The 15,152-nt window shown below is 33.0% G+C and carries 15 protein-coding genes; 7 read left to right on the top strand and 8 right to left on the bottom strand.

Annotated elements, in window-relative coordinates; all coding sequences use genetic code 11:
* Positions 1 to 11: 11 nt before the first annotated feature.
* Both FHR29_RS12240 and FHR29_RS12235 read right to left on the bottom strand, forming a co-directional pair.
* Complete coding sequence (locus FHR29_RS12240) at positions 12 to 443, bottom strand: hypothetical protein (protein ID WP_183914983.1); 432 nt, start codon at positions 441 to 443, stop codon at positions 12 to 14.
* A gap of 169 nt (positions 444 to 612) precedes the next feature.
* Positions 613 to 1,446 carry an alpha/beta hydrolase gene (locus FHR29_RS12235; RefSeq protein WP_183914981.1) on the bottom strand — a complete coding sequence of 278 codons (834 nt, stop codon included), beginning with the start codon at positions 1,444 to 1,446 and terminating at the stop codon, positions 613 to 615.
* Between the two features lie 231 nt (positions 1,447 to 1,677).
* Here FHR29_RS12235 and FHR29_RS12230 point away from each other — a divergent pair, with 231 nt between their 5' ends.
* Both FHR29_RS12230 and FHR29_RS12225 read left to right on the top strand, forming a co-directional pair.
* Entirely contained in the window at positions 1,678 to 2,241 is a 564-nt protein-coding gene (locus FHR29_RS12230; RefSeq protein ID WP_183914979.1) for a hypothetical protein, read from the top strand.
* A gap of 135 nt (positions 2,242 to 2,376) precedes the next feature.
* Complete coding sequence (locus FHR29_RS12225) at positions 2,377 to 2,874, top strand: hypothetical protein (RefSeq protein WP_183914977.1); 498 nt, start codon at positions 2,377 to 2,379, stop codon at positions 2,872 to 2,874.
* An 86-nt stretch (positions 2,875 to 2,960) separates the two neighbouring features.
* On the opposite strand, the gene FHR29_RS12220 is transcribed toward FHR29_RS12225, so the two are convergent.
* Both FHR29_RS12220 and FHR29_RS12215 read right to left on the bottom strand, forming a co-directional pair.
* Complete coding sequence (locus FHR29_RS12220) at positions 2,961 to 4,325, bottom strand: NAD(P)-binding domain-containing protein (RefSeq protein ID WP_183914975.1); 1,365 nt, start codon at positions 4,323 to 4,325, stop codon at positions 2,961 to 2,963.
* Positions 4,326 to 4,723: 398 nt separating this feature from the next.
* On the bottom strand, positions 4,724 to 5,269 hold the full coding sequence (locus FHR29_RS12215; protein ID WP_183914973.1) for an AAA family ATPase: 546 nt from the start codon (positions 5,267 to 5,269) through the stop codon (positions 4,724 to 4,726).
* A gap of 252 nt (positions 5,270 to 5,521) precedes the next feature.
* Here FHR29_RS12215 and FHR29_RS12210 point away from each other — a divergent pair, with 252 nt between their 5' ends.
* Both FHR29_RS12210 and FHR29_RS12205 read left to right on the top strand, forming a co-directional pair.
* Complete coding sequence (locus FHR29_RS12210) at positions 5,522 to 5,842, top strand: 3-methyl-2-oxobutanoate hydroxymethyltransferase (protein ID WP_221197854.1); 321 nt, start codon at positions 5,522 to 5,524, stop codon at positions 5,840 to 5,842.
* A 38-nt stretch (positions 5,843 to 5,880) separates the two neighbouring features.
* A complete protein-coding gene (locus tag FHR29_RS12205) occupies positions 5,881 to 6,846 on the top strand; it encodes a bifunctional helix-turn-helix transcriptional regulator/GNAT family N-acetyltransferase (protein ID WP_183914969.1) in 966 nt (321 codons plus the stop codon).
* A gap of 235 nt (positions 6,847 to 7,081) precedes the next feature.
* Here the strand turns inward: FHR29_RS12205 and FHR29_RS12200 are convergent, their stop codons facing one another.
* The 4 genes from FHR29_RS12200 to FHR29_RS12185 form a co-directional block, all read right to left on the bottom strand.
* Complete coding sequence (locus FHR29_RS12200; RefSeq protein WP_021190778.1) at positions 7,082 to 7,642, bottom strand: DUF4230 domain-containing protein; 561 nt, start codon at positions 7,640 to 7,642, stop codon at positions 7,082 to 7,084.
* 326 nt (positions 7,643 to 7,968) lie between these two features.
* Positions 7,969 to 8,349: a DUF1801 domain-containing protein gene (locus tag FHR29_RS12195; protein WP_132845423.1), complete on the bottom strand. Its 381-nt coding sequence runs from the start codon at positions 8,347 to 8,349 to the stop codon at positions 7,969 to 7,971.
* An 18-nt stretch (positions 8,350 to 8,367) separates the two neighbouring features.
* Positions 8,368 to 8,814: an SRPBCC domain-containing protein gene (locus FHR29_RS12190; protein ID WP_183914967.1), complete on the bottom strand. Its 447-nt coding sequence runs from the start codon at positions 8,812 to 8,814 to the stop codon at positions 8,368 to 8,370.
* 3 nt (positions 8,815 to 8,817) lie between these two features.
* Entirely contained in the window at positions 8,818 to 9,501 is a 684-nt protein-coding gene (locus FHR29_RS12185; protein WP_183914957.1) for a DinB family protein, read from the bottom strand.
* Between the two features lie 663 nt (positions 9,502 to 10,164).
* On the opposite strand from FHR29_RS12185, the gene FHR29_RS12180 reads away from it, so the two are divergent.
* The 3 genes from FHR29_RS12180 (at position 10,165) to FHR29_RS12170 (ending at position 15,100) form a co-directional block, all read left to right on the top strand.
* Positions 10,165 to 12,561 (top strand): GH92 family glycosyl hydrolase, encoded by a 2,397-nt coding sequence (locus FHR29_RS12180; RefSeq protein ID WP_183914955.1) that lies wholly within the window; start codon positions 10,165 to 10,167, stop codon positions 12,559 to 12,561.
* Positions 12,562 to 12,888: 327 nt separating this feature from the next.
* On the top strand, positions 12,889 to 14,385 hold the full coding sequence (locus FHR29_RS12175) for an arylsulfatase (RefSeq protein ID WP_183914953.1): 1,497 nt from the start codon (positions 12,889 to 12,891) through the stop codon (positions 14,383 to 14,385).
* An 88-nt stretch (positions 14,386 to 14,473) separates the two neighbouring features.
* Positions 14,474 to 15,100 carry a bifunctional 2-polyprenyl-6-hydroxyphenol methylase/3-demethylubiquinol 3-O-methyltransferase UbiG gene (locus FHR29_RS12170; RefSeq protein ID WP_183914951.1) on the top strand — a complete coding sequence of 209 codons (627 nt, stop codon included), beginning with the start codon at positions 14,474 to 14,476 and terminating at the stop codon, positions 15,098 to 15,100.
* Positions 15,101 to 15,152 lie beyond the last annotated feature (52 nt).

The following is a 15,152-nucleotide window of genomic DNA, read 5'->3' as shown; positions in this document are numbered from 1 at the left end:
TAATAAAAGTTTCAGGAGTGGTTTCTTTGTAATTTTAGTTTTAATCCCAATTTTCCCCCCAAGTATGCCATTGGGATATAAGCTATGGTCAAATCTAGTACTGTGTACCATATTGGAGAGGGCAGCATAAAGACACTTGCTACACCACCTGCTAAGAAAAAGACAGCTATTATAAACGCAAAGCTAAGTTTTTTCCCTTTGACTAACCAAGTTGTTATACATGCTCCGACTAAAGTTCCGATGGCATGTGCTAAAAAAGGAAAGACAAAATGTTTTGGTTCAAACATATGCATTGATGCTTTTAGTCCTTCTGTCGTGGTTACATCTGCACCATCTGGTGGAGGTATGATAGAACTACTGATTGTAATAAATATCATATTAACTATACTGCCAATGACCACGCCCGCCACTATCGCCAATAAATTTCTCAAAATAGTATTCATAAACCGATTTTTTAGGAGATGAAATTTATAATTGACGCTTTCTCAATTATCGTATTGATGTTGAAAGTCTAGTAAATTTAACATATTTTCAGGATATTACTTGCTATAAAAAATTGAAAGTTAACCGAACTAGCACTGTCTAAAAATCACAAATTGATTTTAATATTATTTAGTTTTTAGGGTATAATTTTTTGAAAGCATTATATACTGCCTGGTGTACAATCGTTGCATGTAATTCGGTTGGTAAGTAATCAAATGATAAATTGATATTATTATTTTGCTTTAATGATTGTGAAAACTTTATTGATTCATTATACATTTTTATATCTTCATCTTTATTTGGAACTCCTAAATATACGCTAAGTGATTTTTTGATGTTAGTATTTAATAAATTTGCCGTTTCAAATAAGAGCTTTTGCTCTCCCCACCATAAACTAGGCGCAATAATAATATATTTAGTAAATAAATCAGGTTGTTTTAAGAGTATTTCAGACGCTAATAGACCAGCTAATGATTCTCCAATAACAGTACGGTCTTTATTAGCGTTATATTTATTTTCCATGTAGGGCTGTAGTTCCTTTTGAAGAAATGAAATGTAAGCTCCAGATTTTCCGTATTGTGGAAAATTCTCTTTTTTAAAACCTTCTTTTTCCAGGAAGTCCAAGTTGGACACTGCAAATGTGAAATCTCTCTTTCTATTCGTATTTTCGATACCGACAACAATTGATTTTGGAAACTGCGCAATCCAGGGTTGTGTATAATAGCGAACGATTCCAACTATATGAATAAAATCTTCTTCTATGCCACCATCTAATATGTAAATTATTGGATATTTAATCGTATCAGCAACATGATATCCTTCTGGTAGATATATGTTTATTGTCCTATTTTCTTTGAGAATTGTAGAGTATATCTGATCAGTTTGCCCGATCGTAATGTTTTTTTGAGCAGATAGGTTATTTGCTGCAAACATAAACGCAATGAATAGTTGAATGTATTTCATCAATAGCTGTATTGTGTTAAAGACACTTATTTTGGTTTTTGCAAAGACAGAATAAGAGTACAAAAAGATTGTTAAAATTACGAGATTATAAAATAGCTTTTAAGTGATAATCGTGTTTTTTTATTTTAATCTAAGTAATAACGTAAAATTAGCTTAAAACAGGGATTTTAGTCTTTTATGATTTACTTTACTTTGTGTTATTAATTTAAAATTTTATTATACACTTTTTATATGAATAGATTGATTATGACTTTGGGCTTATTATTTACTTCTATAATGGGTTTTTCTCAACAACTGGAAGTTAGTATCATCCAAGGTGGGGAAATAATCTCCAGCACTTTTGATCAGTATAAACTTGCTAAATCTCCATTCACTTTTCAACTAAACTCAGAAGGGATGGAAGGCTTTTTAATAGGGGCAACATTGGATAAGGACGTTTATCTCGCAGCATTGGGAATTATCGATCATGAAGTTTCATGGTTTGAAAATACTGGAATGGCAGATGAGCAATTTAATCCAAATCAAACTTTAACGTTGAGTAACGATGTACCAAGTTACTGGTATTTTACATCAGCTCAAGATCATCGGTTTGATCCGAATGCGAAAGGTACTGCTAAAAGCTGGACAGGGAATCGTACTATTGACAAAATCGATATTTTGGAAGCAGATAAATTGATATCAGTTACAAATTTAACACAACCAATTTACGTCATTTTTTATCAAGCTGAATATGATGAAAATTATAGTTTAGTAGATAAAGAAATAGTTTTTAAAGGTGAATTTACTTTTTTGTAAAAGATGTCATTTTCCTTACTTATGAGCCTTGTAAGTAGTATTGACAATCGTTTTTAAATTATATTATTTATTCGTTGATTTCTTTGCTTTGAATTCCTATATACAATAATTAAACACTATAAGCATTTGATTGTTATGTATATAAGTAATGAAGAGATTTTTATGGAGAATGATAAAAAAAGTTTGAATGCGCGTGTTGTTCGATACAATAAGCATTACGGATTTTTAGAAAATCCTCAAAAATTTAGCATAGAGAGTGATCCACATCGATTGGTAATAAGAAATTATGCTTTACGTAATAATAGACGTGAACTATATGAAGAATACATTCGAAATCAATATCCAGAAAAAGTAGTAAAAGAATTAGGAGAGTTTGATTCTTGTTTAATGTATTTAAAATTTTTAAATAAGGAAGAAGCTAAAAATTGGTTTCTCTCGAATGATACAAAAGTAGTGGAGTCTGATATAGAAGCATTGGAAAATGATGCTATTTTGCGAATGCTTTTTGTTGAAGATGAACAGGATCAAAAAGACCTTTTAAACGCACAACAATCCTATATTTTAAATCGGGTCACTCCAGAATCAATTTTGAAAATGCGTGATAATTTTTGGATTGACACGCGTATATGTTAGTCTTGATAACTATTGATTTTAATAAAAGGAGGAAGCTTTAGCTTCCTCCTTTTATTAAAATGTATTCAAATATCAGTTTAGAAATTTTATGATATAGCAGGTTCTTTACTTTCTTCAAGATAGTTCTCAAGGCTATCATCAAGTTCATCCATCCATGCTGTATGATGAGTTTCTGCTTGAGTTCCATCTATTACCGATGTATAGATTTGATCTCGATAATTTAAAATATTATTTTCTTTGTCCTTTAACCAATTTTTAAACATGTTGCCCACTTCGTCAACATTAAAGTTTGGGTAATTTGTATAACTCATTAGATCTTTGATGTAATTTGTTTGAAAATCAACATGATCTTCTCCTGTTTTTGTAAGTGCTTCATCATCCATCCATTTTTTGATTTCTTTAATGCGTTCTTTTTTAGGTGGCAACGGGATTTTTCCTAGCATGTAATCACGCGCAAACCAAGCTTGTGTATCAAACATATTGAAAGTATAATATTGATCTTGCATTCCTAAAAATATTAGACGTTCATTATGATTAAAGATTACTCCTTTAAACAAGTCATCTGGATATAGACAATTATTAGTTTTTAATCGCATATTATCAGGTAAAAATGGGAATTTATGTTGATAGCCCGTACATAATATGACCGCATCAAACTCTTCTTGACTGCCATCTTCGAAGTACGCTATACTATCTTCAAAATGAGATAATTTTGCTTTCTCCTTTATGCCATCCGGCCAGTTGCAGCCAATCGGACTTGTTCTATAAGCTATTGTCACAGATTTACTTCCGTGCTTGTAGCATTGTACGCCAATATCTTCAGCGGAATAACTACTTCCGATAAGGAGTAAGCGCTGATCTTTAAATTGGTCAGCACCTCGAAAATCATGTGCATGCATAACTGCGCCAGGGAAATTCTCTATTCCTTTAAAGTAAGGGAGATTAGGGGTGGAAAAATGACCAGTACCAACAACTAAATAATCGAAAAATTCTTCAAAAGTTTCATTCTTTTTTAGATTATCAAAGATAACTCTAAACTGTTTTTTGTCTTCAATATAATCCACCCATCTTGCAACGGTATTAAATTGGATGTAATCTCTGGCGTTGCTTTGATTGATACGTCCCTGGATATAATCAAAAAGTACTTCTCGCGGAGGGTAGGAGGATATTGTTTGACCAAAATGTTCTGTGAATGTATAATCAGCAAATTCTAGACATTCTTTTGGGCCATTAGACCATAAGTATTTGTACATGCTACCATGTAGGGGTTCTCCGTATTTACCAACACCTGTCCGCCAGGTAAAGTTCCACATTCCACCCCAATTGTCCTGTTTTTCGTAGCATTTAATTTCTGGGATGGGATTACCTTTTTTCTGTTCCGATTCAAATGCTCGTAGCATAGCTAGCCCGCTGGGGCCAGCACCAATAATTCCAACTTTAAAATTTGTCATATAATATAATTAACATGTATACTCATCTAAAATAGATGAGTGCAATAATTCGTCTTTAAAATCGAATTTTTAATTCTAGACCATACTTCCAAATGAGTATGCAGATGAAGAGATTTTTTTATAATCTCTAAAATAGATGGCAAAAGCCAATAAGATACACAACTTATACTTTGTTGCGATAAGTAAATGACTAGAAACTATTTTTCAAAAAAAATATCTGTATGCTGTCAATATGGCTAAGATAACCAAAATTTGGATAGGTATCAAGGATTGGTCAAATGTAACTGCTTTATTATTACGAATTTTGATTGTTGAAATTGTTTTTCATTTTGACAAATGATCGAGATGAATTTTTTTATTTTGAGCAACTGCTCAGAAATATTGAGATCTGGAAAAGTTTATATATGCTTCAATATAAAATCTACCCTTAGATCAACAGCTCCTATAGGTACTTCTATTACATTATAACCATTATCAAAATAAGTTTTTTTCATAATTTCAAATGTACAGAGAGCTTCTTCCCATGATTGTTTTCTTTCATCGTCAGTTGTATAGATCTGTGCCCAAGGTGGAAGTATAAATACAGTGCTATTGTATTTATGGGTTTTTGCATTTTGAAGCATTTCAGTAGGAATTTTGAAGTTAATCATTTCTGCATAACAAATGGTGTCTACTATACCGCGATCAAAGAAGTAAATACTATCGTTCTTATTGGATATTGCATGATAGCTTTTTACTGATGCATTAAGCAGTAATAAAGCATATAAATCTTTATTTTTCCAGGGTAAAGCATCTCCTCTTTTTAGTATCTGCTGTTTAATGATTGATCGGGCATCTTCTGCAACCGTAGAATATCCTTTACACTTTAAAGCATCAATCAAGGTGGTTTTGCCCACTCCAGGCCCTCCTGTGATGACATAAAAGTTATTTTTACGTGTATTCATTTTGTTTTTGTGTATTAATAAATGTTATTTTTTGAAGGTAAGTTCTCGTACTGATTATAGTTTTTTGTTTGAGTAATATCGTAACGGATAGAAAGGGATTTGTAAAGTTAAGTAAATCATTAAATAGGTAGGTTTTGAAATGGAAAATTTAAGAGGTGCCAAATAAAAAATTTTTAGAAAAATAAATATTTTAATACATTTGCATAATCAGTTATGTAATTGGTTATGATGTTTAGTATTTATTTTATCAATATGTCAAACTATTTAAAGAAAACATCTAAAAACACAAAAAGAACGCTACAAGAGATGAAAGATCGTGGTGAAAAAATTCCATCACATACTGCAACAAAGATTTCAGATATGCTAAAAATACCAACAATTGGAATTGCTGCTGGCTCTGGAGTGGATGGACAGGTTCTGGTTATACAGGATGTTATGGGAATGAATGATGAATTTTCGCCCAAGTTTTTACGTCGATACGCAGATTTACATACGGTAATGTCTGAAGCTACCCGTCATTATATTGAGGACGTCAAATCAGTTTCTTTTCCCAATCAAAGCGAAAGTTATTAGCGATAAGCAAGTATAAAATTATAAATCAAACAAATAGAATGGATTTTTTTAACAAAACAGGTAAAATGGCTTTAGGTAGCAGGCTTCGATTGCTGACCAATAAAGTAACAGAAGATGCGGCACAGATTTACGAACTTTATCACGTGGAATTTTTACCGAAATGGTTTCCCGTTTTCTTTATTTTGGCTGAAGAAGGTGAAAAAACAATAACTGAAATAGCAAATGAAATTGGACATTCTCAACCTTCGGTTACGAAAATAATAAGAGAAATGACTTCTGCTGGATTGGTCAAAGATAACTTATTGACAAATGATAAGCGTCGAAATGTTGTAGGTTTGACTGAAAAAGGAAAGAAGTTGAACGATAAGATACGGGTTTCATGTCAAGATGTCGATGCGGCAATTGAAATGATAATCGAGGAAGCTACACATAATCTTTGGGAAGCAATAGAAGAATGGGAGTTTCTTTTGGAACAAAAATCACTGCTTAAGCGAGTAAATGAACAAAAAAAAATACGGGAAAGTCAAGCTGTAGAAATTGTTCCGTATAAACCGGAATATCAGGAGGCCTTTAGATCGCTCAATGAAGAATGGATTTCTACTTATTTTGAAATGGAAGAGGCTGATTATAAAGCGTTAAATAATCCTCAAGATTATATTTTGGATAAGGGGGGTGTAATATTGGTCGCACTTTATAACAATAAGCCTGTAGGGGTTTGTGCTTTGATTAAAATGCATCAAGAAGATTATGATTATGAAATGGCTAAAATGGCAGTTTCACCGAGCGCACAAGGGAAAAATATTGGATTTCTATTGGGGCAGGCGGTATTAAAGAAAGCAAAGGAATTAGGCGCGCAAAATTTGTATTTAGAAAGTAATACTATTTTAAAGCCAGCAATTAATTTATATCATAAATTAGGATTTAAAAAAATAGCAGGACGAAATACGCCTTATAAACGTTGTAATATACAAATGGCGTTGCATTTAGATCGTTCATATCAATAGATTGATTTCATTTTAAGTTTTAGAAATGTTGATCGACTTTAATAATTGTATATTATTTGACAGTATAGCTATACTGTCAAATAATCATGACTATTTATGAAGTTGATTCCTAAAAAAAATAATTCGTTTTATTTTTTTTGATGTGAAATTTTGATCTAATTATGAAGTTATGATTTAATCATAACTTCCGATTTGCGCGTTTATTGATTGCAATTAAAATATGTTAATCGATGTATTATTCGAAAGACAAACTAATTTTATTAAAACCTAGTCCTTTAAGTAAAGGGGTGAAAACATTTAGCGCATTTGCTCGGGTTTGTTGCAATATGTCTGATTTTTTTACCTCGGTTGCAATCTCCTTTTCCGCATTTTTATAGGCTTCATCTACAAGGTCAGCTTCTCGAAAGAATGCCATTTTGGTGTCGTAAACTCGGGAAGATTTATGATCTATCTTTATGTAGCAAATTTCAGGTAAAGGTAAACGCATAGAAACAGAGTCTCCAAAAACTTCAATATCTTCTTGTTTGACTTTTGTTAAATCGATACATCCAACGGCATCTGCTTTTATGATAAGTAGTACACTTGCGTCGGGTAAGAATGTTGTAATATTTTTATGTTCAACAACATCGCTAAATCTATATTTGACCAATTCAAGCTTGCCCATTGCTTCTATTCGCTCGATCAAAAGTTGATGTGTTGTAACTTTTGTAGTTTTGTTTTCAAACTTAGACCATAGCAACCATCCGAAGACCGCAATAATAGCTAATAAGAATATTACTTTTAAAAATCTTGCCATAACTTAATACAATCAATTTATAGACCAACAATTACTATATATATGTAAAATTTTTATTTCATTACGATTTATGTGATGTATCATAGCTTACCGTATAAGTATATAATAAGCTACATTGGTTATTTGATGTGGGAATATTGTGCATAGAAAAGGTACAGAAGGCCTGTATGTTTAGTGGATCTAGTATCATCGTATACTTCGTGTTGTATGATCCTAGGGTTGTACTTGGGTGGAGGTGTGTGATCATAGAATTGATAGTGTATGATCCTAGATTAACCTATTGTTATTCTTTATAATAGGGTAGCTATATTGTTGAGGATTTTTGTTTATGTATTTTTTGTACTTGTTTTCAGTAAGCCGTTTCTATAAAGATTCAGTGCTTCTTGCATGATGTGATTGATCGTAACTAAATCGAAGTCTGCGTTGGGATCAACATAAAAAACTTTCATTTTAGAACGATTTCCCGATTGAAGAGCTGGAATATCTAAATGTCTGCCTTCTACCATCATGATATAGGGAATATCTTTTTTTGAATCTATTGACAGATAACAAAATATTCTATTTTTATAGCAGAAACAGGGCATGCCCCATTTCTGCGTTTCTGTTATAAGCGGATCCAGTCTGAGAATAATTTCTTTTAATGCTAGTAAACAACTTTTTATTGGTTCTTTTTTACTGTGATAGTAATTCTCAACTGTTTCAAACATAATGAATAGTTATAGGTATTATTCGCAAATTTCTTTTAATCTTGATAAGGCTTTGGGCCAAGTTTCATAAAAGTAAGATAGGTATTCTTCTGTGGTATCTACTTTAACAGTTACATTTGTTATTCCATTATGTTCTTTAAAATGATAGTTCTCTGTACCTCCTGCCCAGCTTTCGACTGCAGGTCCCTCTGTTATTTCTATATCTCCATCCAATATTCCGTAATGATAAATGGAAACAAATTCATTAGGGATATTTTCTAAAATTTTAGCTACCATACCTTCACGTTTACCCTCTTTATTTTGTCCAATAAAGTAAATTTTATCACCTTTATTCCATCCTCCTTCATAATCTGATGTAGGGTTGAATTCGGAAGTCCATAATTTATAGGTTTCTTTATCTAGCATTTTGTGAAATACTACTGAAGCTGGTGCTTGAATGTCGATTTGATATGTTTGGTTTTTCATAATTTATTTTTTTGGAAAATTTGGATCTGCTAATACTTCTTCAATCTGTTTAGTGTGTCTAGCACAGTGAGCGGCGATAAAAAGTAGGTTTTGATAACCATCAACTACGCCTGTTGGGTAGTCACTGATGTGATTGCGAAGGTCATCTATATTTGCATTTTTGATGTATAATAAAACAGGCTCTCTAGCTGCTAGAAAGTCCTTTATTGCTACTTTGCTATCTTTATATTTTCCTGTGGGTTGCAGTTCTTTTGGTGCCTGAAATTTTTGACTTCGATCAGTCATCATGTTTATGAGACCTTGATCAGTTGATTTGACTTCATTTTTCCGGTTAGGCTGTGGCGCTTTTCCCAATTCTTTTTTTGCCATTTCAAATAACAGACTTTCTGAGCGTATGATATGCTCTAGACATTGACCTATTGACCATTTTCCTTCTCCAGGACTAAATTGTAGTTGTGCTTCACTTAATCCTGATATGTCATCTTTTAATGATTTGGTTGTGTATTGAAAATATTGGATTAATGAATCAATATTTCCGTCCTGATTTAAAATGACAGGAGGGACATTTTTTTCAATTATTCGCGTAACGTTATTTATTACAGCAATTTTATCAGCAGCTTTGGCCATGATACAGGGAAGAGTTATACTGACACCTAGTGTAAGCATAAATTTTATTAGTATTTTCATTTTTTTTTAATTGGTGAAGTGTGCAAATTCCATTGTTTTCTAGTATAAATTTTTTAAATCCTAACGGTAGACCGTTTATACTTGTTTCTATTTCAAACAATTTAGTTTTAACAATTATAACCTTATTTTGTTTAGTACTGCTTGCCATAAGACAAGAAATAAAAATACGCGTATTGATTAATAAAAATGAAGATTTAAATTTGAGAAGAGATTAAAACAATATTGCTCTATCTTAAATAAAATGAAGGATGCGCTGAATTTTGTTTAAGGATGACTCTGTATTGTATGATCATCTAATTATATGTATTATTGTAGCTAGGATAATCCTTATTTCTTATTTGATGAGAATAGGTGCAATCTTAATCTTTGATGGGAGCGCATCCATATTTCACAGGTAAGTCTACACATCTGATGTGAATTTTTTACGAAATTATTCTAATGCTACTATCACTCCTATTAGAATAGAGTTCAAGGTCATCTTTTCTTGAAATGTAGATTATTAAAATTGATATAATTATCTGGAAAGCTGAATGAAAATGTAAGCCGTGAGAGGGAGATAGATTAGGGTAATTCTCAAATTAATAACGTAGATCGATAATTTAAATGCTAAAAAAGATTGTGGCATTCCTATTTAAATGGCGCAATAATAATTTATTAAAATAAATGAAAATAAAAACCTTAGTTACTTTGAAAGATTTTAGAATTGTCAAATCATGGTTAAATAGTACATATAAAACCTTTAAGTTTGGTCGTATTTGTACAGAGTCTCTACCAAAACGACAAAAAGTACTTATTTTAAATAAAACTATAAATTGGCGTAGTCTCGGTCATAGTTTTATTTTTCTCTTTCTTTCGCATGCGACATTGGCGCAAAAAAAACCAGTAGAATATGTTAATCCATTTATTGGAACAACTAACTATGGTACGACTAATCCGGGTGCACAGGTTCCGCAGGGGCTGATGAACGTTTCGCCTTTTAATGTCATGGGGTCATCTTTGAACAAATTTAATAAGGATGCACAATGGTGGTCTACTCCCTATGAATATAATAATAAGTTTTTTACGGGATTTTCTCATGTTAACCTGAGCGGTGTAGGATGTCCAGATATGGGGAGTCTTTTGCTGATGCCAACAACAGGCCGTCTTGATGTCGATTATCGGAATTATGGAAGTACTTACAAAAATGAAAGTGCCGCACCGGGTTATTATACCAATTATTTAGATAAATATGGTGTGAAAACTGAAGCTACAGCGACACTACGAACAGGAATTTCCAGATTTACCTTTCCGAAGGGTAAAAGCCATATTTTACTTAATTTAGGTGAAGGGTTAACGAATGAAACGGGAGCTACGATGCGATTTGTTAACGATCGAGAGATTGAAGGTTCAAAGTTATTGGGATCATTTTGTTATGTTAATAATCAAGCTGTATATCCGATTTATTTTGTCTTAAGGTTGAGTAAGAAACCTTCGGAAAAGGGATACTGGAAATTTCAGAAGCAAGGAGAAGTTTGGGAAAACGATTGGAATAAGGATGCTGGAAAGTATAAAGTTTTTACAGCATATCATAACGAAATGTCCGGGGATGATATTGGTGCTTATTTAAGTTTTGAAACTTCTGAAAACGAGCAGGTTGAAGTTCAGGTGGGAGTCTCCTTCGTAAGTGTTGAAAATGCAAGACAAAATTTAGATCAAGAACAACCCAAAGGCGGATTTGATCAAATAAGATTAGCCGCTTCTAAGAGATGGAATGAAGATTTGTCGAAAATCGAAGTTGAAGGTGGTACTGAAGATCAGAAAACAGTCTTCTATACAGCATTGTACCATGCTTTAATTCATCCAAATATTCTTCAGGATGTTAATGGACAATATCCAGCTATGGAGACCCGTCAAACATTAAAAACGTCAGGAAATCGTTATACTGTATTTTCTCTATGGGATACTTACCGCAATGTCCAGCCGTTAATGAGTTTATTGTTTCCTGACCGACAAACAGAGATGATCCGTTCTATGATCGATATTTATAAAGAAAGCGGATGGATGCCTAAATGGGAGCTGTATGGTCGCGAATCTTATACCATGGATGGAGATCCCGCAATTCCCGTTATCGTTGATGCATGGATGAAAGGTATTCGAGATTATGATCATGAAGCTGCATATGAGGCGTTTTATAAATCAGCAACAACTATAGATAGTACCAATAAAATTCGTCCTGATAATGCTGATTATGTAAAATACGGTTACGTACCACTACGTGCCAAATTTGATAACTCAGTGTCTCATTCAATTGAGTATTTCCTTGCAGACTGGAACCTTTCACAGTTCGCGGCTTCACTAGGAAAGAAAGAAGATGCCAAAATGTTTGCTGAGCGGGCAAAAGGTTATAAGCACTACTATTCAAAAGAGTATGGAACTTTTAGACCTATACTTCCTGATGGTAAATTTCTAACCCCTTTTGATCCTTTGCAAGGTGCTAATTTCGAACCAAATCCTGGTTTCCATGAAGGAAATGCTTGGAATTATACTTTTGCTATTCCACATGATATTGCTGGATTAGTGAAATTAATGGGGGGTAAGCGTAATTTTGTGGAAAAACTTCAAGCTACTTTTGATAAAGGATATTTTGACGTAACTAATGAACCTGATATGCTTTATCCGCATATCTTTTCGGAAATCGAAGGTGAGGAGTGGCGTACTCAAAAATTAGTAACGGAGATTTTAGAAACTCATTTTAAGAATGCACCAGGAGGAATACCTGGTAATGACGATACAGGCACAATGTCTACTTGGGCATCTATGAATATGATGGGGATATATCCGTTATGTCCAGGGAGGCCGGAGTATACGGTTGTAACTCCCGTATTTGATAAGGTGACGATACATTTAGATTCAAAATATCATCATGGTAAAGATAAGTTGATTATCAAAAGGGATCGTAAAGGTGATGCAGGGTATATTAATGGTATTTCAATTGATGGGAAAAAAGTAAAGGGCTTTAAAATTTCTCACCATGATCTTGTTAATAGTAATGAAATTGTAATTACTACTGGAAATCGCTAATTCATGTTTTTAACAGTGAATTATTTAAAAAAAATAGCCTTAGGGCTATTTTTTTTTGATTTGAATATTCCAACTTAGTTCGATAATCTTTATTCTTTTAATAATTTGCATCTTTCCTTTAGCTTCATTCTGAATTTTTTTTAATAACTATTGAAGTTGATATTTTTTTATTGATGACCATATCTGATAAAGTAAAAGTATTTTAGGTGGAAGCATTCATTTTTTATTATTTTGTGACTATAATAATAAATTTGAATTATACCTTTTATATTAAATACTTAACGACATATTACACGTGTAGTTTTTGTAAAAAAAATAACCATAAAGATGATTAGAAATTTAAACATATGCACCTTAGTAAGTCTATTTTTTGCTATTGGAAACATTTATGCACAAAGGAGTACTAAACCTAATATCATATATATTTATGCAGATGATTTGGGGTATGGTGAGATTGAACCTTATGGGCAGCAGAAAATAAAAACTCCTAATCTATTAAAATTGGCTGAGAAGGGGATGACTTTTACACAACATTATGCTAGTACTCCGGTTTGTGCACCATCCCGTGCTATGCTTATGACCGGTAAGCATGGTGGGCATGCTTATATTCGTGGTAATTATGAACTTGGTGGATTTCCTGATAGTCTTGAAGGTGGGCAGATGCCCCTGCCGGAAGGCACATTAACCATTCCTAAGATGCTGAAGCAGATTGGATATCGTACAGCTATGGCGGGTAAGTGGGGATTAGGTATGAATAATACATCAGGCAGCCCCTTGAGACAGGGATTTGATTATTATATCTCGGTTTTAGATCAGAAACAAGCTCACAATTTTTATCCAACTCACTTATGGGAAAATGATGTGCGATTAACATTGAACAACCCTGTAATGGATGTGCATAAGGCACTTAATCCAGCTACAGCGACAGACGCAGATTTTGACTATTATATAGGGAAGGAATATGCAACTGATCTAATGGCTGAAAAAGCACTCAAATTTATTTCAGAGAATAAGGAACAGCCATTTTTTCTTTATCTGCCATTTACGCAACCACATGTGTCATTGCAGGCACCTCAAGAATATATTGATATGTACAAAGGTGTTTTTGATGAAAAACCTTACTATGGACAGCAAGGATATGCAGCTACTAAATATCCTTATGCAACATATGCTGCAATGATTACTTATTTGGATGCTCAGGTCGGTAAAATAATGAACCGAATCTCGGAGCTAGGTCTTGATGAGAATACAATCATTATGTTTTCTAGTGATAATGGCACGACATTTAATGGCGGTGTAAATCCAAAATTCTTTAAAAGCGTAGGTGACTTAAGAGGTCTAAAAATGGATGTATTCGAAGGGGGGATCCGTGTGCCTTTTATTGCATCTTGGCCAGGAAATATTTCGGCGGGAGTGAAATCTGATTTTGCATCAGCGCAGTATGATATTATGGCCACAATAGCTGCAGTCACTGGTCAAAAACTTGAAAATACCGATGGTATTTCATTATTGCCAACACTTTTGGGAAAAACAGATGAACAACAAGATCATGATTTTTTATATTGGGAATATCCTGAAAACGGAGGACAGATCGCAATCCGTTTAGGGAAATGGAAAGCTGTTAAATTAGATGTCCGTAAGAAAGGCTACAGTAAGACACCTTGGATGATTTTTGATCTTGAAAATGATAGAAAGGAAGAGCAGGATTTAGCCGCTCAGCATCCAGAACTAATTAAAAAATTTGATACTGTAGTAGATCATCAACATCAACCAGCACATATCAAAGAATGGGAGTTTATTAATCCAAAATTCACTAAACAGTAATGTTTTAACAGAATTTTCTTACTTTACTTTTGGTCACTTGGGGATTGCGTATTATTTTTCAAGTGACGGAGGTATTTAGATTATAGAAATGAAAAATAAAGAAGAAAAAGCAGAATTTTGGGAATCTGCTTTTGTTGAAAAAAATGAAATGTGGGGTTTCGAACCAGCAAAAGCAGCGGTTTTAACGGCTGATTTTTTTATCGAAGAGCTTGTTAAAAATGTACTTATCCCGGGAATAGGGTATGGTCGTAATGCTCAGGTTTTTAAAGATAAGGGTATGGGTGTTACGGGAATAGAAATATCGAAGACAGCAATCAAGATGGCGAGGGCTCATTATGGATCGGATATGCTGATTTTTAATGGATCTGTTACTGATATGCCTTTTGATCTAAATAAATATGATGGTATATTTTGTTATGCTTTAATTCATTTATTGGACAGCCAAGAAAGGATTAAACTAATTCAGGATTGTTATGATCAACTCAAAGTCAACGGATATATGTTTTTTACGGCAATTTCTAAGAAGGCTAATAGTTACAAAAAAGGAAGATATATTGATAAGGATCGTTATGAAGTATTCGAAGGAGTAAAGCTTTTTTTCTATGATGAGCATGCTATTGAATCCGAGTTTAAGCATGTTGGGCTATTTGAAATTGAGGAAATTGATGAAAGTCAACCCTTTTTTTTAATAAAATGTAAGAAATCTAATAATTGAGTTCATTATTTAGTTTCTTAAAACTAACTGCTCATAGTAACGACCTGTCGAT

The sequence above is a fragment of the Sphingobacterium sp. JUb56 genome, assembly GCF_014191365.1.
Classification (GTDB): Bacteria; Bacteroidota; Bacteroidia; order Sphingobacteriales; family Sphingobacteriaceae; genus Sphingobacterium; species Sphingobacterium anhuiense.
This window is presented reverse-complemented; position numbering and strand designations above follow the sequence as displayed.

What these genes read in the sequence shown, in the direction of transcription:
- FHR29_RS12240 (WP_183914983.1), bottom strand. Translation starts at nt 443, where the DNA reads ATGAATACTATTTTGAGAAATTTATTGGCGATAGTGGCGGGCGTGGTC.
- FHR29_RS12235 (WP_183914981.1), bottom strand. Translation starts at nt 1,446, where the DNA reads ATGAAATACATTCAACTATTCATTGCGTTTATGTTTGCAGCAAATAAC.
- FHR29_RS12230 (WP_183914979.1), top strand. Translation starts at nt 1,678, where the DNA reads ATGAATAGATTGATTATGACTTTGGGCTTATTATTTACTTCTATAATG.
- FHR29_RS12225 (WP_183914977.1), top strand. Translation starts at nt 2,377, where the DNA reads ATGTATATAAGTAATGAAGAGATTTTTATGGAGAATGATAAAAAAAGT.
- FHR29_RS12220 (WP_183914975.1), bottom strand. Translation starts at nt 4,325, where the DNA reads ATGACAAATTTTAAAGTTGGAATTATTGGTGCTGGCCCCAGCGGGCTA.
- FHR29_RS12215 (WP_183914973.1), bottom strand. Translation starts at nt 5,269, where the DNA reads ATGAATACACGTAAAAATAACTTTTATGTCATCACAGGAGGGCCTGGA.
- FHR29_RS12210 (WP_221197854.1), top strand. Translation starts at nt 5,522, where the DNA reads ATGTCAAACTATTTAAAGAAAACATCTAAAAACACAAAAAGAACGCTA.
- FHR29_RS12205 (WP_183914969.1), top strand. Translation starts at nt 5,881, where the DNA reads ATGGATTTTTTTAACAAAACAGGTAAAATGGCTTTAGGTAGCAGGCTT.
- FHR29_RS12200 (WP_021190778.1), bottom strand. Translation starts at nt 7,642, where the DNA reads ATGGCAAGATTTTTAAAAGTAATATTCTTATTAGCTATTATTGCGGTC.
- FHR29_RS12195 (WP_132845423.1), bottom strand. Translation starts at nt 8,349, where the DNA reads ATGTTTGAAACAGTTGAGAATTACTATCACAGTAAAAAAGAACCAATA.
- FHR29_RS12190 (WP_183914967.1), bottom strand. Translation starts at nt 8,814, where the DNA reads ATGAAAAACCAAACATATCAAATCGACATTCAAGCACCAGCTTCAGTA.
- FHR29_RS12185 (WP_183914957.1), bottom strand. Translation starts at nt 9,501, where the DNA reads ATGAAAATACTAATAAAATTTATGCTTACACTAGGTGTCAGTATAACT.
- FHR29_RS12180 (WP_183914955.1), top strand. Translation starts at nt 10,165, where the DNA reads ATGAAAATAAAAACCTTAGTTACTTTGAAAGATTTTAGAATTGTCAAA.
- FHR29_RS12175 (WP_183914953.1), top strand. Translation starts at nt 12,889, where the DNA reads ATGATTAGAAATTTAAACATATGCACCTTAGTAAGTCTATTTTTTGCT.
- FHR29_RS12170 (WP_183914951.1), top strand. Translation starts at nt 14,474, where the DNA reads ATGAAAAATAAAGAAGAAAAAGCAGAATTTTGGGAATCTGCTTTTGTT.